Here is a 24,373-nt window from a genome sequence, read left to right on the forward strand (position 1 = left end):
CCATTCCAGGGAGTGAGCCCAATGATCGGTAGCGTCAGCAACTACACGAGCTATACCAGCACCAGCAGCACCACAACCAGCAATGCTCGCAGCCAGCAATTCCAGAAAGAACTGCTCGCCAGGCTCGACACCAACAGCGACGGTTCGGTGGATCAGGACGAGCTCACCAGCGCTCTGTCACAGAAAACCGAGGACGGCCTGCTGGTCAGCCTGAGCAAGAACTTCGCCGATCTGGACAGTGACGACAGTGGCAGCCTGAGCAGCGAAGAAATGGCTGCGATGGCACCACCGCCACCACCACCGCGTGATCAGGCACCCAACACCGAACTGGCCGACGCGCTGATCAGCGCACTGGACACCGACAGTGACGGCGCCATCAGCAGCGATGAGCTGAGCAGCGGCCTGACCAACGCCGGCAGCAGTGCCGACAGCACAGAGATTTTTTCGGCGCTGGATAAAAACGAAGACGGCGTCGTCAGCAAGGACGAACTCGCCGCCAGCCTCGCCCCGCCGCCGCCACCTCCGCAACAGGTGTCCAGTGACGAATTGTTCAGCCAACTCGACGCGGACAGCGATGGCAGTGTCAGCGCCGGCGAATTGAGCAGTGCGTTGCAGGCCAGCAGCACTTCAACCACCAGCAGCGACACCAGCGCCGCGTTGCTCAAGGTGCTGGACAGCGACAGCAGTGGCGGCGTCAGCAGCGATGAATTGGAAGCCGCGCTGCAGGCCGGTCGCGAGAAAAACAGCAACAGCGCCACCGATCAGGCGAACGTGACTGAAGCGTTGAATAAAATGATCGCCAACCTGAGCAAGCAGTACTCGCTCGACAAGGTGGCGACGGTAGGCAAGTACCTGAACGTTACAAGCTAAGGCAAAGGCTTCGCGGGCAAGCCTCGCTCCTACAGGTATTGTGTCGTTCGGGGCATTTGTGAGCGACACAATACCTGTAGGAGCGAGGCTTGCCCGCGAAGGGGTCATTCGCCTCAACACAAAAACTCACGGTCGGCGATCTTCCACCCGCGCCTGACTCTTGCTCCAGTCGGTCAACAGGCTGTACGCCACGGCCAGCAACGTCGGCCCGATAAACAGGCCGATGAACCCGAACGCAATCAACCCGCCAAACACGCCCAACAGCACGATCACCAACGGCAAATTGCCGCCACGACTGATCAGGTAAGGCTTGAGCACGTTGTCGACGCCACTGATGATGAACGTCCCCCACATTCCAAGGAACACCGCCATCCCGTATTCGCCCTTCCAGGCGAGCCACGCCGTGGCCGGAATCCACACCAGCGGTGGCCCCATGGGAATCAGGCTCAGCAAGAAGGTGACAATGCCCAGTACCAGCGCCCCCGGCACCCCGGCAATCAGGAAGCCGATCAGCGCCAGCACCGCTTGCGCCGCCGCAGTCCCGATCACGCCGTTCACCACCCGTTGCACCGTACCCGCCACCAGTTCGATGTAATAACCGGCGCGGTCACCGATCAACCGTTGCAGCAGCCCATGGACAAACGCCGCCAAACGCGGCCCGTCCCGGTAGAAAAAGAACACGAACACAATGCTGAGTGTCAGCTCGAGAATGCCGCCGCCAATCTGTGCGCTGCGCGCCAGCAACCAGTTGCCGACCTGCCCCAGGTAAGGTTTGAGCGACACCATCATCGCCGCGCCCTGCTGATCGATGCTGTTCCAGATCACCACCAGACGCGCACCCACCAAAGGAATACTGCCCAGCCATGTCGGCGCCTCGGGCAGGCCATCCATCTGCACGTCCTTGATGAACGCCGTGGCATCACGTACATGGTCCGCGAGGTTGAAACCCAGCCACACCAGCGGCACCGCCACCAGCAACATCCAGCCGAGGGTCAGCAATGCCGCCGCCAGGGATTCTCGCCCATTGAGCCAACGGGTCAGCAAGCGCATCAGCGGCCAACTGGCGAACGCAAGCACTGCGCCCCAGAACATGGCCGACCAGAACGGCGCCATCACCCAGAAGCTCGCACCAAACAGCACCAGCAGCAGGATCTGCACCAACAGTCGATCGTTATTGATCATCCACGTCTCGAAAAAAGTCAGTCAGCCAATAAGAGTAGGCGAACGCGGCAAGCACGTCCGCCTGCCACAGCTTATCGCAACAGTTCGATGTGCAGGCCAGAGCCTTCGACGCTGCCGGTTTCCATCCTGGCCGTACGCACCCCCTGGCCGATCAGGGCCTGGCGCCAGGCTTCGGCCTTCGGCCCGGACACACTGACCCGTAACGTGGTGTCCAGGTTCAGTCCACGGGAGATCAGACGCAGCCAGGTATCGTCAGGGTCGCCGGTCAGCTTGGGGAAATCGAGCTCGCCGGTGCTCTTGAGCTCTCGAAGCAAGGTGGCGGAAGTCGGCAGCAAATCACCCAGCGGTGCTGCGGCGTCGAACTGCTCGACGTGCAAATAGGCTTTGCGATTGCCGCGAGTGATGCTGTAGAGCGCCACCAGGGTGTTGTCCCGCGGCGCCGCCAGACGCAACAACAGGTAGGCCTGCTGATCGTCGGCCCCATAGAGCTTGGCATTGCCGAAGACCTCATTGGCCCACAGGCTGCTCTCGCCGCAATCGCGGGCCTGGCACCAGAACAGCAACTGGGCGTCCTGCTTCTGCAAGGCTTCGCGAGCGGCAGTGAAGGCTTCGGTGGAGGAATGCTCCGCAGGCAGCTCGTAGGTCACCGAGGTGGTTTGGCCGCGGGCGCTGACCTGACCGTCGAAGCGCAACTGCCCGCTGATCTTGCGGATCGAACCCAGCGGGTAGATCCGTTCGAGTTCAGCCGTGGGGCGAAAGTCGACGATCTGCGAGTCGGCCAGGCGCGGCACGATCGGCAGGTCCTGACTGCCCGGCACATCGGCGGCAAACAGCGAAGGACTGAAACAACACAGCATTAGCAGACTGAGTGATCGCATGGACAGGCTCATCGGATCAGCATGGCCTGGGCACCCTTGACGACACTGGCGTCGTCGATGCGCTCGGGCACCAGCAAACCGCGCTGCACCGCCGGACGCGCCGCCATCGTCGCCATCCAGCGTTGCAAGGCCGACAAGCCGTCCACTGCCACACCGGACCACTCGTGACCACGGACCCACGGATAGGTCGCGATGTCGGCAATGCTGTATTCGTCCGCCAGAAACTCTACGTCTTGCAGGCGCGTGTCGAGCACTTCATACAGGCGTCGGGTTTCATGCTGATAACGGTCGATGGCGCCCTGGAGCTTTTCCGGAAAGTAACGGAAAAACACGTTGGCCTGGCCCTGCATCGGACCGATTCCACCCATCTGGAACATCAGCCACTGCAACACCACCGAGCGCCCCTTCGGGTCCTTGGGCAACAGCTTGCCGCTCAGTTCTGCCAGATAAATCAGGATGGCGCCGGATTCGAACACGGCAAAATCGCCGTTGGCACGGTCGACAATCGCCGGGATCCGGCCATTGGGGTTGATCTTGAGGAAGTCCGCGGACTTCTGTTCCTTTTTGTCGAAACTCAGGGCGTGCACCGTGTAGGGCAGGCCGAGTTCCTCGAGCACGATAGAGACCTTGTGGCCATTCGGGGTCGCAGCGGTGTAGAGATCTATCATGGTTGTCTCCCATTTCAACCCGCCCAGCCTCGACAGTTGCCCGGCGCAAGTCAAGGAACGGCGAAGAACCGATTGAAACAGTCTGCGACAAGGTCGGCACCGGACTCGTCATTCAGGTGCAAATGATGACCGCCAGGCAGCTGTTCACGGCTAAAGGGTAGACGCTCCAGCAACTCGGGATGTTTGGCGAGCATGCCGTCGGCCGCGACGACCAGCAGCGCAGGACAACTGACGCGCTGGACGAAGGCCATGGCTTGTTCGGTGGTCAGACGCAGCGGCGATGGCAGCGTCAGACGGCTATCGGTGCGCCAGGTGTAACCGCCCGGCACTGGCATCAAGCCGCGTTGCGCCAGCAGTTCGGCGGCCTCGCGACTGACCGCCACCAGGCCTTTCATACGCGCTTCGATGGCGCGATCCAGGGTGTTGTAGACCGGTTTGCTTTTCTCCCGCAGGTCCAGTTGCGCTTGCAGGGCCATGCCCATGCGCTCGGCAGCATTTTCGCCTTTGTCTGTAGGAGGAATGATGCCGTCGATCAAGGCCAGGTGCGTAACCCGCTCCGGCAGCGACCCGGCGATGATCAACGAAGCGATCGCCCCCATGGAGTGCCCCATCAGCGCAAAACGCTTCAAGCCCAGCTGTTCGGCGACTTGCAGCACGTCATGGGCGTAGTCCCACATCGCGTAGCCGGCACCCGTCGGGCGATGCCCGGAATGACCGTGACCGGCCATGTCCAGCGCAATGATGCGCAGCCCTTTGAGCTTCGGCGCCAACCGGGCAAAGCTGTTAGCGTTGTCCAGCCAGCCGTGCAAGGCAATCACCGGCAAACCGTCTTCGGGGCCGAACAGGTGCGCCGCCAGCTCAATGTGCGGCAGGCTCAGGCGGACTTCTTCGACGGCATGGTTCATGCGCAATCCTGCTGATGACGAGCGTCCCAGCGGCTGAACAGGTTTTTCAGCAGCGTGGCGGTGTCCTGGGGACGTTCGAGGGGAAACATGTGGCCGCCAGGCATGGTCAGGGATTCGCCCAACGGCATGCGCCCGACAGAATTGGCGTGATGACGCATCACCACGCGGCTTTTGTGCCCTCGCACCACCGCCAGCGGCACTTTCAGTTGCCGTGCGCGACCGGGACTGGTGTGGGGCACGCCCCGGTAGATGCTGATTTCCGTGGCGGGGTCGAAACGCAGACGCAGTTTGTCGCCGACCTGATGCAGGCCGTGCTGCAGGTAAGCGTCGAAACACTCAGGGTCGAAACCGCGGAACAGCGTTTTACCGGCGAAATAACGGCGGGCACTCTCGATATCGGCGAACTCTTCGCGACGCCCCAATGTGCGGCCGGCCGGGGTCAGGCGGTCGATAAAACCGAAACGCTTGGCCGCGAGGATCACCCATTGATCGGCGCGGGTCAGCACCGGTGAATCGAGCATCACCACGCCGCGATACAGCTCGGGACAACGCAATGCCGCATGCAGGTGCAGCACGCCGCCGAAGGAATGGCCGACGCCCCACACCGGTTCCGCCTGTTGCTTGAGGTGATGAATCAGCTCGTCGACCAGGTTGTGCCAGTTGTCATCCGCCGGGAAACGCGGGTCATGGGCGTGCTGCTCCAGATGCGTCACCTGATACTCGGGCGCCAGCGCCGCGAACAACTTGCCGTAGGTCCCGGAGGGGAACCCATTGGCGTGGGCGAAAAATATCTGCTGCGACATACCGGTCGTTCCATCAAACGAAAAACAGAACCCGATTGTCCGCAAGCCCACCGGGAACCGCAATGACCGTAACTGCCAGGAATGATGACAGTCGTGCCGTGGCTATGAGCGGCACGTTGGGGCGGACCTGTTATTTATGACAGTTGACAGTCAATCCTCATGACGCGGATAAGAGCACTGTCGCCAAGCCTCAGGCAATGCCTGTCATGACCCACGCCAACACGCCCACTATTGCAGTGATCGACTCCCGCGGTCTGGGTGTGCGTGCCGTGGCGTATCACCGCCGCGACAATTCTGCAGTCGAAAGCTGCATCACCCAGCAGGTCCACGATGTTGCCGGGCGTGCCGTGCTGAGCCGCGATCCACGGTTGTTTCGTTTACATCAGGCAGGCCAGAGCGCCGCCAATCAAATCAGCGTGTTCAGCCTGTCGGGCGCCCTGTTGTTGTCCGAAAACAGTGATGCCGGCTGGCGCCTGGGCTTGCTCGGCGAGGACGGACAAGGCGTCGAAGGATGGGATCAGAAGCTCACCCATAGCCGCCTGCACTACGACGGGCAGCGCCGGCCAATCGCTTCATTCGAGAGCGCCCACGGTGAAGCGCAACGCTGCATCGCAAGGTTTGCCTACGCGGCTGCCAGCGCCGATGAAAGCCTTAACCGGTGTGGCCAACTGATTCGCCAGGACGACACCGCAGGCACTTTGCGCTACCTCTCGTTCGGCATTGGCGGCACACCGCTGCAACACAGCCGTACTTTTGTCGAAGATCCGCATTGGTCCGTGGATTGGCCCGCGACGGAAAGCGAACGCGATGGTTTTCTGGAGGATGATCCAGCGATCACCCGCCTTCACTGCAACGCCGTGGGCGACCCCATCAGGCAGACCGACGCAAAAGGCAATACTCAAGCGTTCATTCAGACCCGTGCAGCCGAGCTGAAAGAAGTTCGCCTGACACTGGCTGGACAGACCGAGGAAAAAACCCTGGTCAGTGACATCCAGTACAACGCTTTCGGTCAAGTCGAGCGGCAACGTGCAGGGAATGGCGTTGTTTCGTGTGCGACTTTTCGCCCTGAAGACGGGCGCCTGGAACATCTGAAGGCTTACGTGCCAGATCAACCTGCGATCCAGGACCTGACTTACGAGTACGACGCCACAGGCAATATCACTGGCCTGACCGACACTGCCGACCCGACTCGCTATCACCGCAATCAGCGGATCGAACACACCCATCGCTACCGTTATGACAGCCTTTACCGACTGATAGCCGCCACCGGCCGACAGCTTCGCAATGCCGGCGGCGGGCCGCAGTTACCGGCGTTCCAATCTGCGCCCGACCCCGGGCAACTGGAAAATTACACGCGTATTTACACCTACGATGCCGCCGGCAACCTGGAGGTCATGCAGCATCAGGCCGACAGTGCCAGCCGCACCGAACATACAGCCATCGCCGCTTCCAGCAATCGCAGCCTGCCTCAAAAGACCAATGGCGAGTTACCCGACGACAACGACATTGCCGCCGGTTACGACCTGAACGGCAACCGCATGACCCTCCAACCGGGACAAGACTTGCTGTGGAACCTGCGCAATCAATTGCGCCAGGTCGATCGAGTGGTGCGCGAGGACGAGCCCGATGACACCGAGATTTACCTCTATGACGGCAGCGGCCAACGCCTGCGAAAGATCCGTCAGACCTACACCGGCACGTTGACCCGCACCCACGAAACCCGCTACCTGCCGGGTGTGGAAATTCGCTCGTCTGCTGACGAAATCCTCCATGTCATCACGGTGGAGGCCGGGCGCGGCAAAGTGCAGGTACTTCATTGGGAGAAAAAACCAGCGTCAGACATTCCCCAGGACCAGCATCGCTACAGCTTCACCGATCATCTGAAGTCCAGCACCATCGAACTGGATGAAGCTGCGAGATTGATCACGTGGGAAAGCTACTACCCGTACGGTGGAACCTGCTGGTGGGCGGGGCGCAGCAAGCTGGAAGCCAGTTACAAAACCATTCGTTATTCGGGGCAGGAGCGGGATGCCACGGGTTTGTATTACTACGGGTTTCGCTACTACATGCCTTGGTGTCAGCGGTGGCTGAGTGCGGATCCAGCGGGAGTGTCAGCCGGGTTGAACCTGTATGCCATGGTCAGTGGTAATCCGATACGTCACGTCGATATGCAAGGTTTGGTAGAAGTAGACCCCAACCGTCTAAGCGCAGCGTCGGCGGCCGGCATGCACAGATTTGCAGCTGCGGCTGCCAGTTTTACGGTGCAATTGGCAGTGCGCTATGCGCTCGAACTGATTGAACCGAACCACGACTACAACCTGACCTTACATATGCTCGCTTCATTTCTGGAAGGAGCCGCGGCCGGCTACACGGGCTACGGACTGACAAAAAGCGCTGGTGCACATGACGGTGTCGCCTCCATGGTTGCCGTGACAGCAGCTATAGGTTTCACAATTCCTGTATGGAGGAGTGAACAAGGGCTTCCACCTCCAGGTACGGATCCGGAACTCCATCGTGACGCGATCGGGCGCATCGCATCCGTTATCGGTGGATTGACTTACCAATTGACAATGGACGCGTTCACGGCGGGCCCCGAGATCACATTCAACGCCTGCGCCAGCTTCTCTGACAAATTCAAAACAGCTGCAAAGGCATCGATTGGATATGCGGGCATTCGAGCTGGCATCGGCGCACTCAACTCCTTTTTGCCCGCGCCGATCAGCGGAATTCTGAACCCGGTGGGAGAATACGCGGACGGGTTTCTGGAGACCTACATGAAGCCCTACCCTTCAGAAACAACCGATTACTCCGAAAATACCAAAGCAGCCCTGCCAAGCAGTTGGAAGAGCACCTTTCAAGGTGCAGTAACACGTTCGATAGGGGGATCCATCAACCGTATGTTGGGCGGGCTCATATCCTCTGATATGTCTTCCGTGGCACGGGGAGCGCTCGGTAACGCAATAGGATTTTTCACTGAGTTCCGCGCTCTGGCCACGAATCAGATGAAGAAAGGATTCATCAAGGACTCTCTATCCCCGGATTCCGACCTTGAGAATCAGCGATTAAGACGAAACTGCGCCACAGCACCTTCGGGTCGCGGATATTGGGAAGGGAGCTTGCATCTGGATCGGTTGTTTCGTGAAGCTTGATATGAAGCGGACCGGCGCGCGCCCTGTGTCATCAGTCCGCCGTCCATGTCTTCACTGCCTTGGCGGTGCTTCCCCCAACGGCACCACCGCCATGGTCAACCGCGACACACAACTGGCCTTGCCCTCATCGCTGGTCAACCGAATGTCCCAGACATGGGTCGTGCGCCCGATGTGAATCGGTTTAGCCACCGCCGTCACACGTCCGCTGCGCAGCCCCCGCAAATGGTTGGCGTTGATCTCAAGGCCCACGCAGTAAAACCTGCTGGCATCGATGCACAGATAACTGGCCATGGAGCCGACTGTTTCAGCCAACACCACCGAAGCACCGCCGTGCAGCAAACCATAAGGCTGGTGAGTGCGATGATCGATGACCATGCTCGCGGTCAGGGACTCTTCGTCGAAGGCTTCGAAGCGGATATCCAGCACTTCGCCGATGGTGTTTTTCTGGATCGCGTTCAACTGCTCGATGTTGGGAGTGGTACGCCACAAACTCATTGCACACATCCTTTGTTGGTTTTATTCGTGACTCAATCCTGCCACAGCACCGCTTCGCTATGCTCGCTCCATTCTTCGAACCGGGGGCCGTAAGCCGCTTCGATCACGTTGCGCTTGATCTTCAGGGTTGGCGTCAGGAAGCCGTTTTCCACGGCCCAGCTGTCTTTGACGACAACGAGCCGGCGCAGGCGCTCATGTTTGTCGAGGGCGCCGTTGACCTCTTCGAGAAGTTTTTCCAGGCTTGAATGCAGGCCGGCACGCGCGGTTCCGCCGGCGTCCTGCTGCCCGACTGCCGAGAGCACGCACAACCCCAGCGGCGCGCTCAACCCATCGCCGACCACGCACACTTGCTCGATGCGTGAATGCACCGCCAAACGGTTTTCGATCGGCGCCGGTGCCACGTACTTGCCTTTGCTGGTCTTGAAGATTTCCTTCAGGCGGCCGGTCAGGCGCAGGTTGCCTTCGGCGTCCTGTTCGCCCTTGTCACCGGTGCGCAGGAAGCCGTCCTCGGTGATGGTGTCGGCGGTTTTTTCCGGTTCCTTGAAATACCCGAGCATGGTTGCGCCACTGCGCACCAAGACCTCGCCCGATTCGGCGATCCGCACTTCAACGTCGGGGCAAGGCTTGCCGATCCAGCCCGGTTTGTTGTCGCCGGGCCGGCCGATGTGGGAATAACCGCAGCTTTCGGTCATGCCGTAGACCTCCAGCACGTCCAGCCCGAGTTTGCGGTACCACAGCAACAACGTCTGCGGCACCGGCGCGGCGCCGGACAACGCGACGCGCAAGGCGTCCAGCCCCAGCCCGGCGAGCACTTTGTGCCCTACCCGTTTGCCGATGAAGGGCAGCCCGAGCAGGAAGTCGAGGCGTTTTGCCGGGATCTTGCCGTACACGCCCATCTGGAATTTGGTCCAGATGCGTGGCACGCCGAACAGCGCAGTCGGCCGCGCACGCTGCAAATCAGTCAGGAAGGTGTCGAGGCTCTCGGCAAAGAACACGGTTTGCCCGGTGTAGATAGACGCCAGTTCGACGAACATGCGTTCGGCGACGTGGCACAACGGCAGGTAAGACAGCAATCGATCCGACTCATTGAGGCCGAACAACTGCGTGCCACGGGTGGTGGCGAACCCCAGATTGCCGAAGCTGTGCATCACGCCTTTGGGCATGCCGGTGGTGCCGGAGGTGTAAATGATGGTCGCCAGTTGGTCAGCGGCAGGTTTGGGGTCGTCCTGGATCGGTGAGCAGGCTTGCAGGTCGGCCCAACTGAAATCGAAGGTACCCGGCGGGTGCAACGGCAGGCTGATGGTCGGCAAGTCGGGATTGACCCCGCGGGACATGCCGGGCCAGTCGTCGAGTTTGCCGATGAACGCCAGCGCCGCTTCGGAGTGTTCGAGTACTTGCGCGACGGATTCGGCAGTGAGGTTCGGGTACAACGGCACCGACACATGCCCGGCCATCCAGATCGCCAGGTCGGCGATGATCCAGTGGGCGCAGTTTTTCGAGATCAGGGCGATGTGGCTGCCTTGCGGCAGTTCACGGGCGCGCAGCCAGTGCGCGGCGCAGCGAGCCTGATGGCCGACGTCTTCCCAGGTCAGGGTCTCGACCTGGCCACCACCCGTAGGCTGGACCAGAAAGCGCTGACGGGGATGACGGGATTCGCGCTCGTAGAAGACGTCCAGCGGCAAACGAAAAGCAGCAGACATGCGACTCGCTCCTTTATTTTTGGTCTGGAGCAAGCGTAGTCAACCAAGCGATTGCTTGGTTGACTATTTCATTACAAAAAATCAGTACTGCAGCCGAACACTGTAGGAGCGAGCGGTGCGGCGGTCCGACTTGCCCGCGAAGGGGCCCTTGAAGGCGCTAAAAGCTTCGCGGGCAAGCCACGCTCCTACAAAAGCAAAAGCAGCAAAAAGTGTTATGGGTGCTTGAGGCTGTTGAGCGTCATCGAGCCAATCAACAACTCGCTATGCTCAAGTTCGGCCAGGCCGGCGGTGCTGACTTTTTCCGGTGGATAGCCGGCGCCATGTTGCAGGTAGCTCAACAAGTTGCCCACCAGCGGGTTGTGACTGACCAAAAGGACGTCACTCACCGACACCAACTGCTCGGCCACTTTATCCGGGTCGGTTTCCGGGGTCAGCCAGTCGACTGTACGAATTTCCGGCTCGAAGCCCAGAGCCTCACGGACCAGTTGCGCAGTTTCCTGAGCTCGCAGGTAAGGGCTGGCATAGATCGCGGTGACGGGCTGCCCCATCAACCGTGCAGCGCTGCGCAGCACTTCTTCACGACCGTGGGCAGTCAATGTCCGTTCGGAGTCCGGACGCGAGCCGTAAGGCTCGGCTTCCCCATGACGCAATACCCAGAGTTTCATAGCTTGGGTTCCTCATCTCGGGCCGGATGCGGCGCAGGCGCCACGACGTGTGGCGCTTCACCTTCCGGTGTACGCGGCGTCGGCCAGTCAGCGAACGGCCAGGGTTTCTGGTCGCTGTGAAACGTGCCGAAACGACCGATCTGCGCCAGGAATTGGCTCAGGCTGTCGCCGAAATTCATCAGGCTGGCGCTCGGGGCGCCATAGATCAAACGATAGACCAGTTGCACCAGCACCACGGCGCCGAGGATGAACTGCGCCACCTGCCAGACCAGCAGGAAGACGATCATCCACAACACCCGCAGCAGGATGGATTCGTATTGGGCTTCTGTTTTCGGATCGTTCATGTCTCGCTCTCCTGCTCCTTATGAGGAGCGTGATCAGTTAAAACCACTGGTGGAAATAAAGTCGACGTCGGTTTTCGGTTCGCCACGCATCAGCAGTTCAATGACCTGATTCAGCGTGCGCCCTTCGAACAGGATCGCGTGCAGCCCGGCGACCAGCGGCATGTAGACGCCGACTTCCTGAGCCTTGGCCTTGAGCACTTTCAGGGTGTTCACGCCTTCGGCGACTTCGCCCAGGCGTGTCACCGCGTCTTCCAGGCTCAAGCCCTGGCCGAGGGCGAAGCCAACCTGGTAGTTACGGCTTTTCGGCGACGAACAGGTGACGATCAAGTCGCCTACCCCGGCCAGTCCCAGGAACGTCATGGGGTTGGCGCCCTGATTCACCGCAAAGCGGGTCATTTCCGCCAGCGCCCGGGTGATCAGCATGCTCTTGGTGTTTTCGCCCATGCCCAGCGCCACCGCCATGCCGGCGATGATCGCGTAGACGTTTTTCAGCGCCCCGCCCAACTCCACGCCGAAACGGTCGGCGCTGGCGTACACACGAAAGGTGCGCCCGTGCAGCGCTTCCTGGACCCGTTGGCAGAGTTCTTCGTCTTCGCTGGCGACTACCGTGGCGGTCAGCGCGTGCTCGGCGATTTCACGGGCCAGGTTCGGGCCGGACAGCACGCCGATGCGCGCTTGCGGGGCGATTTCTTCGAGGATCTCGCTCATCAGTTTAAAGGTGTGGGCTTCGATGCCTTTGGTCAGGCTCACCAGCAACTTGCCGCTCAAGCGTTCGGCGTGCGGAACCAGCACCGCGCGCAGCGCGCTGGAAGGCAGCGCGACAAAACACAGATCGCAGGCGTCCAGCGTGGCTTGCAGGTCGGTGACCGCTTCCACTCCCGGCAGAATCTTGATGCCCTTGAGGTAACGCGGATTCTCGCGATTGACCCGAATGGCCTCGGCCTGCTCGGGGTCACGCATCCACTGCCGGACCTGATGCCCGTTCTCGGCCAGCAGATTAGCCACGGCGGTACCAAAACTTCCGCCTCCCAGGACCGCAATTGGGCGCTGTTCAGTCATATGCAATCCGTTAATCCATACCAATGGCGATGTCGGCATTATACGGAGCGGCCCAGTGGCGGCCAGCCCCCGCGTCAATTACCGGCACTTGTAGAAAGAAGACGGATAAATCCGAGGAAAATGCCGACATCGTGACTGAAAAAGTCGACCCGCTCGGTTAACATGCGCGCCCATTAATCGCTATCAAGGATGTGTTGTGTCGTTTGGCCCCGCTGCACCTCGCTCTCCGCTGGTCCTGGCGCTGATATTCAGCCCGCCATTGCTGGCCGACGACCTGTTTCTCGACAACGAGCCGGTGCCGCAAGTGCTGACGGCTACGCGTCTTAAACAGTCGCCGGCGGCGGTTCCGGGAAGCATGACGGTGATCGACAGCGAACTGATCAACGCCAGTGGCGCCCGTGACATCAGTGAATTGCTGCGGCTGGTGCCGGGGATGATGGTCGGCAACATCAGCGGCAATCAGGCGGCGGTGAACTATCACGGCACCAACGCCAGCGAAGCGCGGCGCATGCAGGTGCTGATCGACGGGCGCTCGGTATACCGCGCCGGCCTGGCCACGGTCGACTGGAGCGACATTCCGGTGGCCATGGAAGACATCGAGCGCATCGAGGTTTTCCGCGGCCCGAACACGGTCAGCTATGGCGCCAATGCGTTGATGGCAGTGGTCAACATCATCACCCGCAACCCGGCCGACAGCCATGGTACGCGGGTCAAAGTCACCCGTGGCCAGCGCGGCATCGATGACTTTTACGCCAGTCAGGGCGTGGGTTGGGACGGTGGTGACATGCGCCTGTCGCTGTCCGGCCAGCAGGACGACGGCTTTGACTCGGACCGCCGCGGCGCCGATTACCGCGACAGCCGCCGCTTGAACCGCTTCAACCTCGCCGTCAGCCAGGCGCTCAACGAACAGCAAAGCCTCGATTGGCAATTGAATGCCAAGGACGGCAGCAACCAGCGGCCTTATACCTACCGCCCGGTGTTTTCGGGGATTACCGCCGCCGGGAACAATTCCGACGTTGTGGCCAAGGACTATGCCGGTTCCCTGCGCTGGAACCTCGATGTTAATCCTGATCACAGCCTTTATATCCAGGGCTCGGCCCAGCACTGGGATCGCCAGCAGACCTGGCGCGCCTGCGACGCCGAGGTTTCGTTCAGCCCTGAACTGACCGAGCTCTGGCAGCTCAATCCGAATTACACCGAGCGCCTGGCGCGCAATATCGAGCGTTACGTCGGCCTCGGCGCACCGTCCGGCACGCCGACAGAAAAAGCCTTGGCCAGTAAAGTGCTGGACCAGTGGCGCAACGGCGCCCGCCAAACCTTGTGCGGCGACATCGACCAGAGCACCCGCGAGACGCGCTACGACCTCGAACTGCAAGACACCCTCAGCCTGTCCGACAGTCTGCGACTGGTCAGCGGCCTGAACTATCGTTACGACCGGGCAGATTCCGAGACCTACTTCAATGGCACGCTCGACGACACGACATGGCGCGCGTTCGGCCAGCTCGAGTGGCGCGCCAGCGAACACTGGCTGTTACAGGGCGGTGCAATGTTCGAAGACACGCAATTGATCGGCAGCTCGCTGACGCCGCGCGTGGCGGTCAACTATCTGATCAATCCGCGCCACGGCTTGCGTGCGGTGTATTCGGAAGCCATCCGCTCGCCGGACATGTTCGAGAACAACGTCAACTGGAGTTACCGGGTGACCAACCTGCAACCCGCTGCCTACGGCCAGAACAGCGCCCGCTATTTCGTCAAGACCCGCGGTCCCGGCAATCTCGACCAGGAACACATGCGCTCGCGGGAACTGGGCTACAACGGTTACTTCGCCGAGTGGAGGCTGGCGGTGGACGTGAAGGTGTTTCACGACGAAATCACTGGCATGATCAGCGAGCCGCTACGCAACAATCAGTACATCGCCAGCAACGCCAACAGCTCGCGCTTCACCGGTACGGAAACCCAGCTCGACTGGCGCCTGAGCAGTGCCGATCGCTTGCGCCTGACCTACGCCTACGTCGATGCCGAGGCGAGCAACCCGCTGGATGCGCAACAGACCGCGCGCAACAGCGGCTCCGCCGGTTGGCTGCGCGATTGGGGCCACGGCTGGAACAGCGCGCTCTTCTACTATGGTGACGACGCGCTCAACGGCTATCGCTTTGAACGGGTCGACACGCGCATCGCCAAGCGCGTTGGCCTAGGCAAGGCCAGCCTGGAACTGGCCGGCGTCCTCCAACAGCGCCTGGACAATCAACCCACGACGTTCATCGACAACCGCTATGACGAGCGGCGAGTGCTCTACTTCAGCGCGGAGCTGGCGTTCTAAATGTTGCGCTCTCTATCACGGATGATGCCAAACCCTGGCCGCCTGCTGGCCGGGTTGTGCCTGGTGTTTGCCGGGTGGCTGGGTAGCCTTTCGGTCAACGCTGCCGAGATTCTGCTGGCCGGCGCCGACGACAGCGCGGGCATGCAGTCTTTCGCCAAGGCCCTGAGCGACCTGCGCCCGGCTGACAACGTTCGCTTTCAGCCACTGGCCAATCTGCCGACACCGGACAAATTGCCCGCCGGCACCCGGTTGATCCTGCTGGATCTGCCGAGCCTCGACTGGCGCCTGCAAGACGCCCGAGGCCCGGCGACGCTGGTGCTGCGCATCAGCCGCCTGCAAGCCCGCCAACGCCTGGGGGCAACTGTGCCGGCGCATTTGAGCCTGTTGTGGAGCGATCCACCGCTGGATCGGCAATTACGCCTGACCCGAATCCTGTTGCCTCAGGTCAAACGGGTCGGGGTGCTTTACGACAGCCACAGCGAATTTCTCCTGGGCGAACTGCGCGAGATCGCCAAGCCCCTGGGTTTCGAAATCGTCACCGAGCGCTGGGACAATACCCATGACAGCCGACCGTTGCAGACGCTGCTGAAAAACAGTGACGTGCTGCTGGGCCTCGACGATCCCGACCTGTACAACCCCAAAACCGCGAAAAACCTGCTGCTCAGCAGCTACACACGGCAAACCGCACTGATCGGCCCCAACGCCGGGTTCGTCAAGGCCGGAAGCCTGACCAGCACCTACAGCGACCAGAGCGACTGGCTGGCGATTCTCGACGATCTGCTCGACCGGCCACCGGCCACGTGGCCGCGCACGCACTACGCCAATCGCTTCAAAGTATTGAGTAACCCACAAGTGGCTCGTTCGTTAGGCATTGAACAGATTAATGAAGCGTTGGTCGCAACACAGCTGGCCGAAGGAGAACGCCGCCCATGACTTTCCGTCGTCGTTGGGACATCAACACGCGAACCCAGATCATCAGCCTCGGCCCTGCCCTGCTGCTGACCTTGCTGCTGATCAGTTTCTTCACCTTCGTGCGGATCCAGGACCTGCGTCAGGAGCTCAATCACACCGGCCAACTGATCGCCAACCAACTGGCGCCGGCCGCCGAGTACGGGGTGATTTCCGGCAACAACGAAGTGCTTGAAAGTTTGCTCAAGGCCACCCTGGCCACGCCCAATGTGCGCTTTCTGGAAGTCCAGGACAGCGCCAACCGGATTCTGGTATACGTCGAGCACCCCTCGGAAACCTACACCCGCTCGCAACAGGTCGAAGTGTTCCAGGCGCCGGTGCGCTTGCAACGCATCGCACTGCACAATGATTTCTTCCAGGGCGGCAAAGTCACTGGCGCCGCCCCCGCCGAGGATTATCTGGGGCGGGTGATCGTCGGTCTGTCGAATGACGCCTTCAGCAAGCGCCAACAGGAAATCCTCTTCAAGGCCGGTGTCCTCGCGCTGTTCGCCCTGCTGTTCACTTTCCTGATTGCCCGGCGCCTGGCCGGCAGCCTGTCGCAGCCGATCCGCGACATCGGCAACGCGGTCAAGGCGATCCAGAGCGGCGACTACAAAACGCCATTGCCGATTGTCGACGACACCGAACTTGGCGCGCTGTCGCAGCACATCAACAACCTCGCCAGCGGTCTGGAACAGGCCAGCCGCGAACAGCATCAGGCCATGGCGCAGTTGATCCAGACGCGCGAAGAGGCGGAAAAAGCCAACAACGCCAAATCGGACTTCCTGGCGATGATGAGCCATGAATTGCGCACACCGATGAATGGCGTGCTCGGCATGCTGCAACTGCTGGAAACCACCGACATGACCGCGGAGCAGGTCGAGTACGCGGCGCTGGCCTCGGAGTCCACCGAACACTTGCTCAAAGTCATCAACGACATTCTCGACTTCTCGCGCATTGAACGTTCGGAGCTGGAACTGGAGCACATCCCGTTCAACCTCGCGGACCTGATCGGCAGTTGCGCCCAGTCGTTCTCGCACAGCGCGATGCAGCGCGGGCTCGACCTGGCGTTGCTGATTCCCGAGGACATGCGTGACTTGCAGGTGCAGGGCGACCCGACGCGGATTCGGCAAATCCTGGTGAACCTGGTGGGCAACGCGCTGAAGTTCACCGAAAAGGGACGCGTCAGCATCGAGCCGCAGTGGCAGTCGCTGGATCACGAGTTGTTGTGGTTCACCTGCACCGTGCGCGACAGCGGGATTGGTATCTCGGCCGAAAGCCTGGAATTGATGTTCAACGCGTTCCAGCAGGCCGACAGTTCTATTTCAAGGCGTTACGGCGGCACCGGGCTGGGGCTGCCGATTGCTCGCACCCTGGCAGAACGCATGGGCGGAACCTTGCGCGCCCAGAGCGAGGAAGGTCGCGGCTCGGTGTTCACCCTGGAAATCCCGCTGGCGCTGTATAAACAGAAGCTGCCGGTATTGACACCGCGTACACCGACCGGCAGCGGTGACGGTGAAGGACGCAATGTGCTGTTGGTCGAGGACAACCCGGTCAACCAGACCGTTATCGAAGCAATGTTGCGCAGTCTGGGCTTTACTGTCAGCGTCGCCACCGATGGCGCTCAAGCGGTGCGAAGTGCCGAAAGTCTGATTTTCGAAGCGATTCTGATGGACTGCCGACTGCCGATCATTGACGGCTACGAGGCCACCCGCCAGATCCGCCAATTACCCGGCTGCACTGACCTGCCGATCATCGCGCTGACCGCCAACGCCTTGCAGGGCGACCGCGAAGCCTGTTTATCGGCGGGAATGAACGATTACCTGGCCAAGCCCTTCAAACGCACTGATCTGCAGCAGATTCTGCAACGATGGGTGCAGTAGTGCAGGCCTTTCGACCATCTGCGACTGGCGTGAAAGGCGAAAGTGCGGCAGTCTTAGGCACCCGAACAGGCCCGAAAAGGGGCTTGAATAATAATTTCAGTGCACAAGTGTACATTCATGTCCTTGGTGCTGTGACTTTCACCACAACGCAATAGTCTATGAGTAGGCTGCCGATTCGAGGCATGAACGCTTCGATCGGTCGGGAAGATTTGCCCCACCTGCCGCATGGGACTATTGAGGAGCTCGCATGACCAAACAAAACGCCTTTACTCGGGAAGACCTGCTGCGCTGCAGTCGCGGTGAGCTGTTCGGCCCAGGTAACGCGCAACTGCCCGCCCCGAACATGCTGATGGTGGATCGCATCACCCTGATCAGCGAAGAAGGCGGCAAGTACGGCAAAGGTGAATTGGTCGCCGAGCTGGATATCACTCCGGATCTGTGGTTTTTCGCCTGTCACTTCGAAGGTGACCCGGTGATGCCAGGCTGCCTGGGCCTCGACGCCATGTGGCAACTGGTCGGTTTCTTCCTCGGCTGGCAAGGCCTGCCGGGCCGTGGCCGCGCCCTGGGTTCGGGCGAAGTGAAGTTCTTTGGTCAGGTTCTGCCGACCGCGAAGAAAGTGACCTATAACATTCATATCAAGCGCGTCCTCAAAGGCAAACTGAACCTGGCCATCGCCGATGGTTCGGTGACTGTCGACGGTCGCGAGATCTACACCGCCGAAGGCCTTCGGGTCGGCGTTTTCACCTCCACTGACAACTTCTAAGGGTTATCCGCATGCGCCGCGTCGTTATCACTGGTCTGGGCATCGTTTCGTGCCTGGGCAATGACAAAGAGACCGTCTCCGCTAACCTGCGTGCAAGCCGCCCTGGCATCCGGTTCAACCCGGAATATGCCGAAATGGGTCTGCGTAGCCAGGTTTCCGGCTCCATCGACCTTCCCCTCGAAGAACTGATCGATCGCAAGATCTATCGCTTCGTCGGCCACGCGGCGGCTTACGCCTATCTGGCCATGAAAGACGCCATCGCTGACTCCGGTCTGACCGATGAGCAAGTCTCCAACCCGCGTACCGGCCTGATCGCCGGTTCCGGTGGCGCCTCCACGCTGAACCAGATGGAAGCGCTGGACATCCTGCGCGAGAAAGGCGTGAAGCGCGTTGGTCCATACCGTGTGACGCGGACCATGGGCAGCACCGTTTCCGCCTGCCTGGCCACACCGTTCCAGATCAAGGGTGTGAACTACTCGATCTCCTCCGCCTGCGCCACCAGTGCTCACTGCATTGGTACTGCGGTCGAGCAGATCCAGTTGGGCAAGCAGGACATCGTATTTGCCGGTGGCGGTGAAGAAGAACATTGGAGCCAGTCGTTCCTGTTCGACGCCATGGGCGCCCTGTCCACCCAGTACAACGAAACCCCGGAGAAGGCCTCCCGCGCCTACGACGCCAAGCGTGACGGTTTCGTCATCGCCGGCGGTGGCGGCATGGTGGTGGTCGAGGAGCTGGAACACGCTCTGGCTCGCGGCGCGAAAATCTACGCGGAAATCGTTGGCTACGGCGCAACCTCCGACGGCTACGACATGGTTGCCCCAAGCGGTGAAGGCGCCATCCGTTGCATGCAGATGGCCATGTCCACCGTTGACGCACCTATCGACTACCTGAACACCCACGGTACCTCGACTCCGGTCGGCGACACCAAGGAAATGGAAGGCGTGCGTGCGGTATTCGGCGACAAGGCTCCGGCCATCAGCTCTACCAAGAGCCTGTCCGGTCACTCCCTGGGCGCCGCTGGCGTTCACGAAGCGATCTACTGCCTGCTGATGATGGAAGGCAACTTCATGGCGGGTTCCGCCAACATCGACGAGCTGGACCCAGCGGTGGCAGACATGCCGATCCTGACCAAGACTCGCGAAGACGTCGCCTTCAACACCGTGATGAGCAACAGCTTCGGCTTCGGTGGTACCAACGCTACTTTGGTACTGAAGCGCTGGCAGGGTAAGTAATTCCCCGCCGCTACGCTGCACACAAAAACGCCCCGACTGGTTCGGGGCGTTTTTTTATGCCTAAAGAATGTGCACAGCAATGCTTTTTGTAGGAGCCAGGCTTGCCGGCGAAGGCGCACTCAAGGACGCCTTCGCCGGCAAGCCTGGCTCCTACAGGCGCCGTGTTCTACCAGCGATATATTCACGACGAACATGAAGCTTTTGTCATGAAACTCAAAGCCCTGCGACCGAATGTCGCGTATTACGCGGGCTGCAGCACTTTTACAGAATTGGCAAGAGTGCGTTACCAAACACAATCATTTACTTAGCAAGCTAACCAAACATATAACTGAGTCCTGCACACGCCTTGCTGCAGATATCACAGAGATTGGAGCTAGCAGATGACTGTAAAAGTAACTGAACGCGACGATTCACATAAATCCCACGAGGGCGTAGCCGCCGGCATCCGGATCTGGGACGTGCACCAACAAGGCATGTTGGCTGGGATGTTCCACTCCGAAACCGACGCCCACAGCTACAAGGCCGAACTGGAAACACTGGAGCAACAACGAGAGCTCCGATCCGCATAAGCAACGACAGCATTGAAAACGACAAACCCCGCCATGAGCGGGGTTTGTCGTTGTAGCAGTCGTTAACCGCTTACCACATCAGATCATCAGGAATCTGATAGGCCGCGTACGGATCGTCTTCAGCCGCCGCTTCTTCGGTCTGCACGTTCAGCTGCACGATGCGCTGCGGATCGCGTTCCTGGATCTTCAGGGCCGCCTCACGCGGGATCACTTCGTAGCCGCCGGCATGGTGCACGATCGCCAGCGAGCCGTTGCTGAGCTTGTTGCGCATCAGCGCGTTGACCGACAGGCGCTTGACCTTCTTGTCGTCAACGAAGTTGTAGTAGTCCTCGGTGGTCAGCTTCGGCAGGCGCGAGACTTCGATCAATTGCTTGACCTGCGCGGCACGGGCCTTGGCCTCGGCTTTCTCTTGCTGCTGACGGTTCAGCTCCTGGTCACGCTTGACCTTCTCGGCCAGTGCTTCCTGCGCCAGACGCTGCTGGGTGTCGTCCTGTTCGATCTGACCTTTATGGACCAGACGCTGCTGCTTCTGCTTCTCTTTGCCGACCTGTTTGGCCTGCTTTTGGTTGACCAGCCCTGCCTTTAGCAACTGGTCGCGAAGGGAAATGCTCATGGTGCTTATTTCTCACTTAGGCCACTGCTCAACCGCAGCTGGGCAAATTCTTTTCCTGACGTTTGGCTTCGCCCCACAAGGCGTCCAACTCTTCGAGGGTGCAATCTTCTATGGGACGGTGGGTGTCGCGCAATGCCTGTTCGATAAAACGGAAGCGTCTTTCGAATTTGCTGTTGGCACCGCGCAAGGCGGTTTCCGGATCGACCTTTAAATGACGCGCCAGATTGACCACGGAAAACAGCAGGTCACCGACTTCATCGGCAATCGCTGCCGAGTCGTTGTCGGCCATGGCTTCGAGCACTTCATCGAGCTCTTCGCGGACTTTATCCAGCACCGGCAACGCATCCGGCCAGTCGAAACCGACCTGCCCTGCGCGCTTTTGCAACTTGGCCGAACGGGATAACGCCGGCAACGCGGCGGGCACGTCGTCGAGCAAGGACAGTTGTTGCGGCGCCGCAGATTTCTCGGCGCGCTCTTCAGCCTTGATTTCTTCCCAGCGCTGCTTGACCTGCTCTTCACTCAGACGCGGAACATCCAGCGGCGCGTACAGATCGCCGGTGGGGAACACGTGGGGATGACGACGGATCAACTTGCGGGTGATGCTGTCGATGACGCCGGCGAATTCGAAGCGCCCTTCTTCCCGGGCCAGTTGGCTGTAATAAACCACCTGGAACAGCAAATCGCCCAGCTCGCCTTGCAAGTGATCGAAGTCACCGCGCTCGATGGCATCGGCGACTTCGTAGGCTTCCTCAAGGGTGTGCGGGACGATGGTCGCGTAGGTTTGCTTGATGTCCCACGGGCAGCCGAACTGCGGGTCGCGCAGACGGCTCATCAGGTGCAGCAAATCTTCAAGTGAATACATCTTTTATTAATCTCTACGCTCTGTAGGAGCGAGGCTTGCCCGCGAAAGCTGCATGTCTGACACACCGTTTTCGCGGGCAAGCCTCGCTCCTACAGATATCACCATCAATTTCCGTGAAGGTTTCTCACGGCGTACGGTTACGCCGGGTTTCGATGATGTTCGGCAACTGGGATATCCGCCCCAGCAACCGCCCAAGCGCATCCAGCCCCGGAATCTCGATGGTCAGGGACATCAACGCGGTGTTGTCCTCTTTGTTCGAGCGGGTGTTGACCGCCAGCACGTTGATCCGCTCGTTGAGCAACACTTGCGAGACATCACGCAGCAAACCGGAACGGTCGTAGGCACGGATGATGATGTCCACCGGATAGGTGAGCACCGGCACCGGCCCCCAGCTGACCTGGATGATCCGCTCAGGCTCGCGCCCGGCCAGTTGCAGCACCGAGGCGCAGTCCTGACGGTGAATGCTCACGCCACGGCCCTGGGTGATGTAACCGACGATGGCATCGCCCGGCAACGGCTGGCAGCAGCCCGCCATTTGCGTCATCAGGTTGCCGACGCCCTGGATCTGAATGTCGCCGCGCTTGCCCGGTTTGTAGCCGGTGGCCTTGCGCGGAATCAGTTCCAGCTGCTCGTTGCCGCGTTCCGGCTCGACCAGTTGCTGTGCGAGGTTCACCAGTTGCGCCAGGCGCAAATCGCCTGCGCCCAACGCGGCGAACATGTCCTCGGCAGTCTTCATGTTGGCCTTGTCGGCCAGCTTGTCGAAATCCACCGCCGGCAAGCCAAGGCGACTGAGTTCGCGTTCGAGCAGGGTTTTACCGGCCGCGACGTTCTGATCGCGCGCCTGCAATTTGAACCAGTGAACGATCTTCGCCCGCGCCCGCGAGGTGGTGATGTAACCCAGGTTCGGGTTCAGCCAGTCGCGGCTCGGGGTGCCGTGCTTGCTGGTGATGATCTCGACTTGCTCACCGGTTTGCAGGCTGTAGTTGAGCGGTACGATGCGCCCGTTGATCTTCGCGCCACGGCAGTTGTGACCGATTTCGGTGTGCACGCGGTAAGCGAAGTCCAGCGGCGTCGCGCCTTTCGGCAAGTCGATGGCGTGACCGTCGGGGGTGAAGATGTACACCCGGTCCGGCTCGATATCGACCCGCAGCTGTTCCGCCAGGCCGCCGATGTCGCCCAACTCTTCGTGCCACTCGAGCACCTGACGCAGCCAGGAGATTTTCTCTTCGTAGTGGTTGGAGCCGGACTTGACGTCGGTGCCCTTGTAGCGCCAGTGCGCGCAAACGCCCAGCTCGGCCTCTTCGTGCATGGAATGGGTGCGGATCTGCACTTCCAGCACCTTGCCCTCAGGCCCGATCACCGCCGTGTGCAACGAGCGGTAGCCGTTCTCTTTCGGGTTGGCGATGTAGTCGTCGAATTCTTTCGGGATGTGCCGCCACAAGGTGTGGACGATGCCGAGCGCGGTGTAGCAATCGCGCATTTCCGGCACCAGCACGCGAACGGCGCGAACGTCGTAGATCTGGCTGAACTCCAGACCCTTGCGTTGCATTTTGCGCCAGATCGAATAGATGTGTTTGGCCCGGCCGCTGATGTCGGCATCGACGCCGGTGGCCTGCAATTCGACTTTCAGCTGGTTCATCACATCGGCGATGAAACGCTCGCGATCCAGGCGCCGCTCGTGCAGCAACTTGGCGATCTGCTTGTACTGATCGGGCTCGAGGTAGCGGAAGGACAAGTCCTCCAGTTCCCACTTGATGTGACCGATGCCGAGACGGTGGGCGAGCGGCGCGTAGATGTCGAAGACTTCCCGGGCGACGCGGTTGCGCTTCTCGTCGTCGGCGGTTTTCACCGCTCGGATCGCGCAGGTGCGTTCGGCCAGTTTGATCAGCGCGACACGCACGTCGTCGACCATGGCCACGAGCATCTTGCGCAGGTTTTCCACCTGACCCTGAGTGCCCATCACCATGGATTTACGCGGGCTCAGGCTGTCGCTGATCGCCGCCATGCGTTGCACGCCGTCGATGAGTTTGGCCACCACGGGACCAAAGCGCTGGCTGACCGCCGGCAACTGGATCTGGCCTTCGCGCACGCCTCGGTACAGGACCGCGGCGACCAGCGAATCCTGATCGAGCTTGAGATCGGCGAGGATCTCGGCAATTTCAAGGCCGGTGCGGAAACTGGAGTTTCCCTCGGACCACAAATTCTTCGCCGCATTGGCTTGTTGTTCTGCCTCGCGAGCGTACTCGCAGGCTTCTTTCAAGGCTTCGCGATCCAGTGCCAGATCGACACTGACCGCATGATCGAGCCAAGCCTCGAGATTGATACTGCCGTCGGTGTTGATCGGCTGGTGTGCTCTCACCTGTACCATCTTGCTTACCTTCCCTACGACGCAGATTCAATGCGTCAAATCGCTGACCTTCGCTGCCCATGAGCCCACGTCGGGCTGGTACGCGGCTGCACGGGCG

21 protein-coding genes are annotated in these 24,373 nt (G+C 60.5%); 8 read left to right on the forward strand and 13 right to left on the reverse strand.

The window, feature by feature from the left end:
• The first annotated feature begins 21 nt into the window (after nucleotides 1-21).
• On the forward strand, nucleotides 22-870 hold the full coding sequence (xopAW, locus tag IB245_RS14585) for a XopAW family type III secretion system calcium-binding effector (RefSeq protein ID WP_192227926.1): 849 nt from the start codon (nucleotides 22-24) through the stop codon (nucleotides 868-870).
• Between the two features lie 126 nt (nucleotides 871-996).
• Here xopAW and IB245_RS14590 read toward each other — a convergent pair whose 3' ends face one another.
• From IB245_RS14590 to IB245_RS14610, 5 genes are all read right to left on the reverse strand, one after another.
• Nucleotides 997-2,052 carry an AI-2E family transporter gene (locus tag IB245_RS14590; RefSeq protein ID WP_008029297.1) on the reverse strand — a complete coding sequence of 352 codons (1,056 nt, stop codon included), beginning with the start codon at nucleotides 2,050-2,052 and terminating at the stop codon, nucleotides 997-999.
• Between the two features lie 71 nt (nucleotides 2,053-2,123).
• Nucleotides 2,124-2,930, reverse strand: coding sequence for a DUF4892 domain-containing protein (locus IB245_RS14595; RefSeq protein ID WP_192227927.1), 807 nt, complete (start codon nucleotides 2,928-2,930; stop codon nucleotides 2,124-2,126).
• An 8-nt stretch (nucleotides 2,931-2,938) separates the two neighbouring features.
• On the reverse strand, nucleotides 2,939-3,598 hold the full coding sequence (locus IB245_RS14600; protein WP_008029301.1) for a glutathione S-transferase family protein: 660 nt from the start codon (nucleotides 3,596-3,598) through the stop codon (nucleotides 2,939-2,941).
• Nucleotides 3,599-3,648: 50 nt separating this feature from the next.
• Entirely contained in the window at nucleotides 3,649-4,503 is an 855-nt protein-coding gene (locus tag IB245_RS14605; protein WP_008029303.1) for an alpha/beta hydrolase, read from the reverse strand.
• Nucleotides 4,500-5,306, reverse strand: coding sequence for an alpha/beta fold hydrolase (locus tag IB245_RS14610; RefSeq protein WP_008029305.1), 807 nt, complete (start codon nucleotides 5,304-5,306; stop codon nucleotides 4,500-4,502). The genes IB245_RS14605 and IB245_RS14610 overlap by 4 nt, the downstream gene beginning before the upstream one ends.
• A 206-nt stretch (nucleotides 5,307-5,512) precedes the next feature.
• On the opposite strand from IB245_RS14610, the gene IB245_RS14615 reads away from it, so the two are divergent.
• Nucleotides 5,513-8,455 (forward strand): RHS repeat-associated core domain-containing protein, encoded by a 2,943-nt coding sequence (locus IB245_RS14615; protein WP_192227928.1) that lies wholly within the window; start codon nucleotides 5,513-5,515, stop codon nucleotides 8,453-8,455.
• Between the two features lie 51 nt (nucleotides 8,456-8,506).
• On the opposite strand, the gene IB245_RS14620 is transcribed toward IB245_RS14615, so the two are convergent.
• The 5 genes from IB245_RS14620 to IB245_RS14640 all read right to left on the reverse strand — a co-directional run bounded on the left by IB245_RS14620 (nucleotide 8,507) and on the right by IB245_RS14640 (nucleotide 12,718).
• The gene (locus IB245_RS14620; protein ID WP_192227929.1) at nucleotides 8,507-8,950 is read right to left on the reverse strand and encodes a hotdog fold thioesterase; all 444 of its coding nucleotides are present in this window, start codon (nucleotides 8,948-8,950) and stop codon (nucleotides 8,507-8,509) included.
• Nucleotides 8,951-8,982: 32 nt separating this feature from the next.
• Nucleotides 8,983-10,650, reverse strand: a complete 1,668-nt coding sequence (locus IB245_RS14625) for an AMP-binding protein (protein WP_192227930.1) — start codon at nucleotides 10,648-10,650, stop codon at nucleotides 8,983-8,985.
• Nucleotides 10,651-10,862: 212 nt separating this feature from the next.
• Nucleotides 10,863-11,315: a phosphohistidine phosphatase SixA gene (sixA, locus tag IB245_RS14630; RefSeq protein WP_192227931.1), complete on the reverse strand. Its 453-nt coding sequence runs from the start codon at nucleotides 11,313-11,315 to the stop codon at nucleotides 10,863-10,865.
• Nucleotides 11,312-11,659, reverse strand: coding sequence for a DUF4389 domain-containing protein (locus tag IB245_RS14635; RefSeq protein ID WP_008029309.1), 348 nt, complete (start codon nucleotides 11,657-11,659; stop codon nucleotides 11,312-11,314). The genes sixA and IB245_RS14635 overlap by 4 nt, the downstream gene beginning before the upstream one ends.
• A gap of 33 nt (nucleotides 11,660-11,692) precedes the next feature.
• Nucleotides 11,693-12,718: an NAD(P)H-dependent glycerol-3-phosphate dehydrogenase gene (locus IB245_RS14640; RefSeq protein WP_192227932.1), complete on the reverse strand. Its 1,026-nt coding sequence runs from the start codon at nucleotides 12,716-12,718 to the stop codon at nucleotides 11,693-11,695.
• Between the two features lie 196 nt (nucleotides 12,719-12,914).
• Between IB245_RS14640 and IB245_RS14645 the strand changes: the two genes are divergently transcribed.
• The 6 genes from IB245_RS14645 to IB245_RS14670 all read left to right on the forward strand — a co-directional run bounded on the left by IB245_RS14645 (nucleotide 12,915) and on the right by IB245_RS14670 (nucleotide 20,433).
• Nucleotides 12,915-15,038 (forward strand): TonB-dependent receptor plug domain-containing protein, encoded by a 2,124-nt coding sequence (locus IB245_RS14645; protein ID WP_192227933.1) that lies wholly within the window; start codon nucleotides 12,915-12,917, stop codon nucleotides 15,036-15,038.
• Entirely contained in the window at nucleotides 15,039-15,971 is a 933-nt protein-coding gene (locus IB245_RS14650) for an ABC transporter substrate-binding protein (RefSeq protein ID WP_192227934.1), read from the forward strand. It abuts the gene before it with no gap.
• A complete protein-coding gene (locus IB245_RS14655; RefSeq protein WP_192227935.1) occupies nucleotides 15,968-17,869 on the forward strand; it encodes an ATP-binding protein in 1,902 nt (633 codons plus the stop codon). Before IB245_RS14650 ends, IB245_RS14655 begins: the two co-directional genes overlap by 4 nt.
• A gap of 247 nt (nucleotides 17,870-18,116) precedes the next feature.
• Entirely contained in the window at nucleotides 18,117-18,632 is a 516-nt protein-coding gene (fabA, locus tag IB245_RS14660) for a 3-hydroxyacyl-[acyl-carrier-protein] dehydratase FabA (RefSeq protein ID WP_003179264.1), read from the forward strand.
• 11 nt (nucleotides 18,633-18,643) lie between these two features.
• Complete coding sequence (fabB, locus tag IB245_RS14665; RefSeq protein ID WP_008029314.1) at nucleotides 18,644-19,864, forward strand: beta-ketoacyl-ACP synthase I; 1,221 nt, start codon at nucleotides 18,644-18,646, stop codon at nucleotides 19,862-19,864.
• A gap of 380 nt (nucleotides 19,865-20,244) precedes the next feature.
• A complete protein-coding gene (locus tag IB245_RS14670; protein WP_192227936.1) occupies nucleotides 20,245-20,433 on the forward strand; it encodes a hypothetical protein in 189 nt (62 codons plus the stop codon).
• A gap of 70 nt (nucleotides 20,434-20,503) precedes the next feature.
• Here IB245_RS14670 and IB245_RS14675 read toward each other — a convergent pair whose 3' ends face one another.
• The 3 genes from IB245_RS14675 to relA form a co-directional block, all read right to left on the reverse strand.
• The gene (locus IB245_RS14675; RefSeq protein ID WP_008041629.1) at nucleotides 20,504-21,046 is read right to left on the reverse strand and encodes a DUF2058 domain-containing protein; all 543 of its coding nucleotides are present in this window, start codon (nucleotides 21,044-21,046) and stop codon (nucleotides 20,504-20,506) included.
• A gap of 28 nt (nucleotides 21,047-21,074) precedes the next feature.
• Nucleotides 21,075-21,908: a nucleoside triphosphate pyrophosphohydrolase gene (gene mazG / locus IB245_RS14680; protein WP_032828758.1), complete on the reverse strand. Its 834-nt coding sequence runs from the start codon at nucleotides 21,906-21,908 to the stop codon at nucleotides 21,075-21,077.
• Nucleotides 21,909-22,032: 124 nt separating this feature from the next.
• Entirely contained in the window at nucleotides 22,033-24,276 is a 2,244-nt protein-coding gene (gene relA, locus IB245_RS14685; RefSeq protein ID WP_008029318.1) for a GTP diphosphokinase, read from the reverse strand.
• Nucleotides 24,277-24,373 lie beyond the last annotated feature (97 nt).

Origin of the sequence: Pseudomonas sp. PDM02 (assembly GCF_014852285.1) — a bacterium.
In the GTDB taxonomy this organism is placed as follows: Bacteria; Pseudomonadota; Gammaproteobacteria; order Pseudomonadales; family Pseudomonadaceae; genus Aquipseudomonas; species Aquipseudomonas migulae.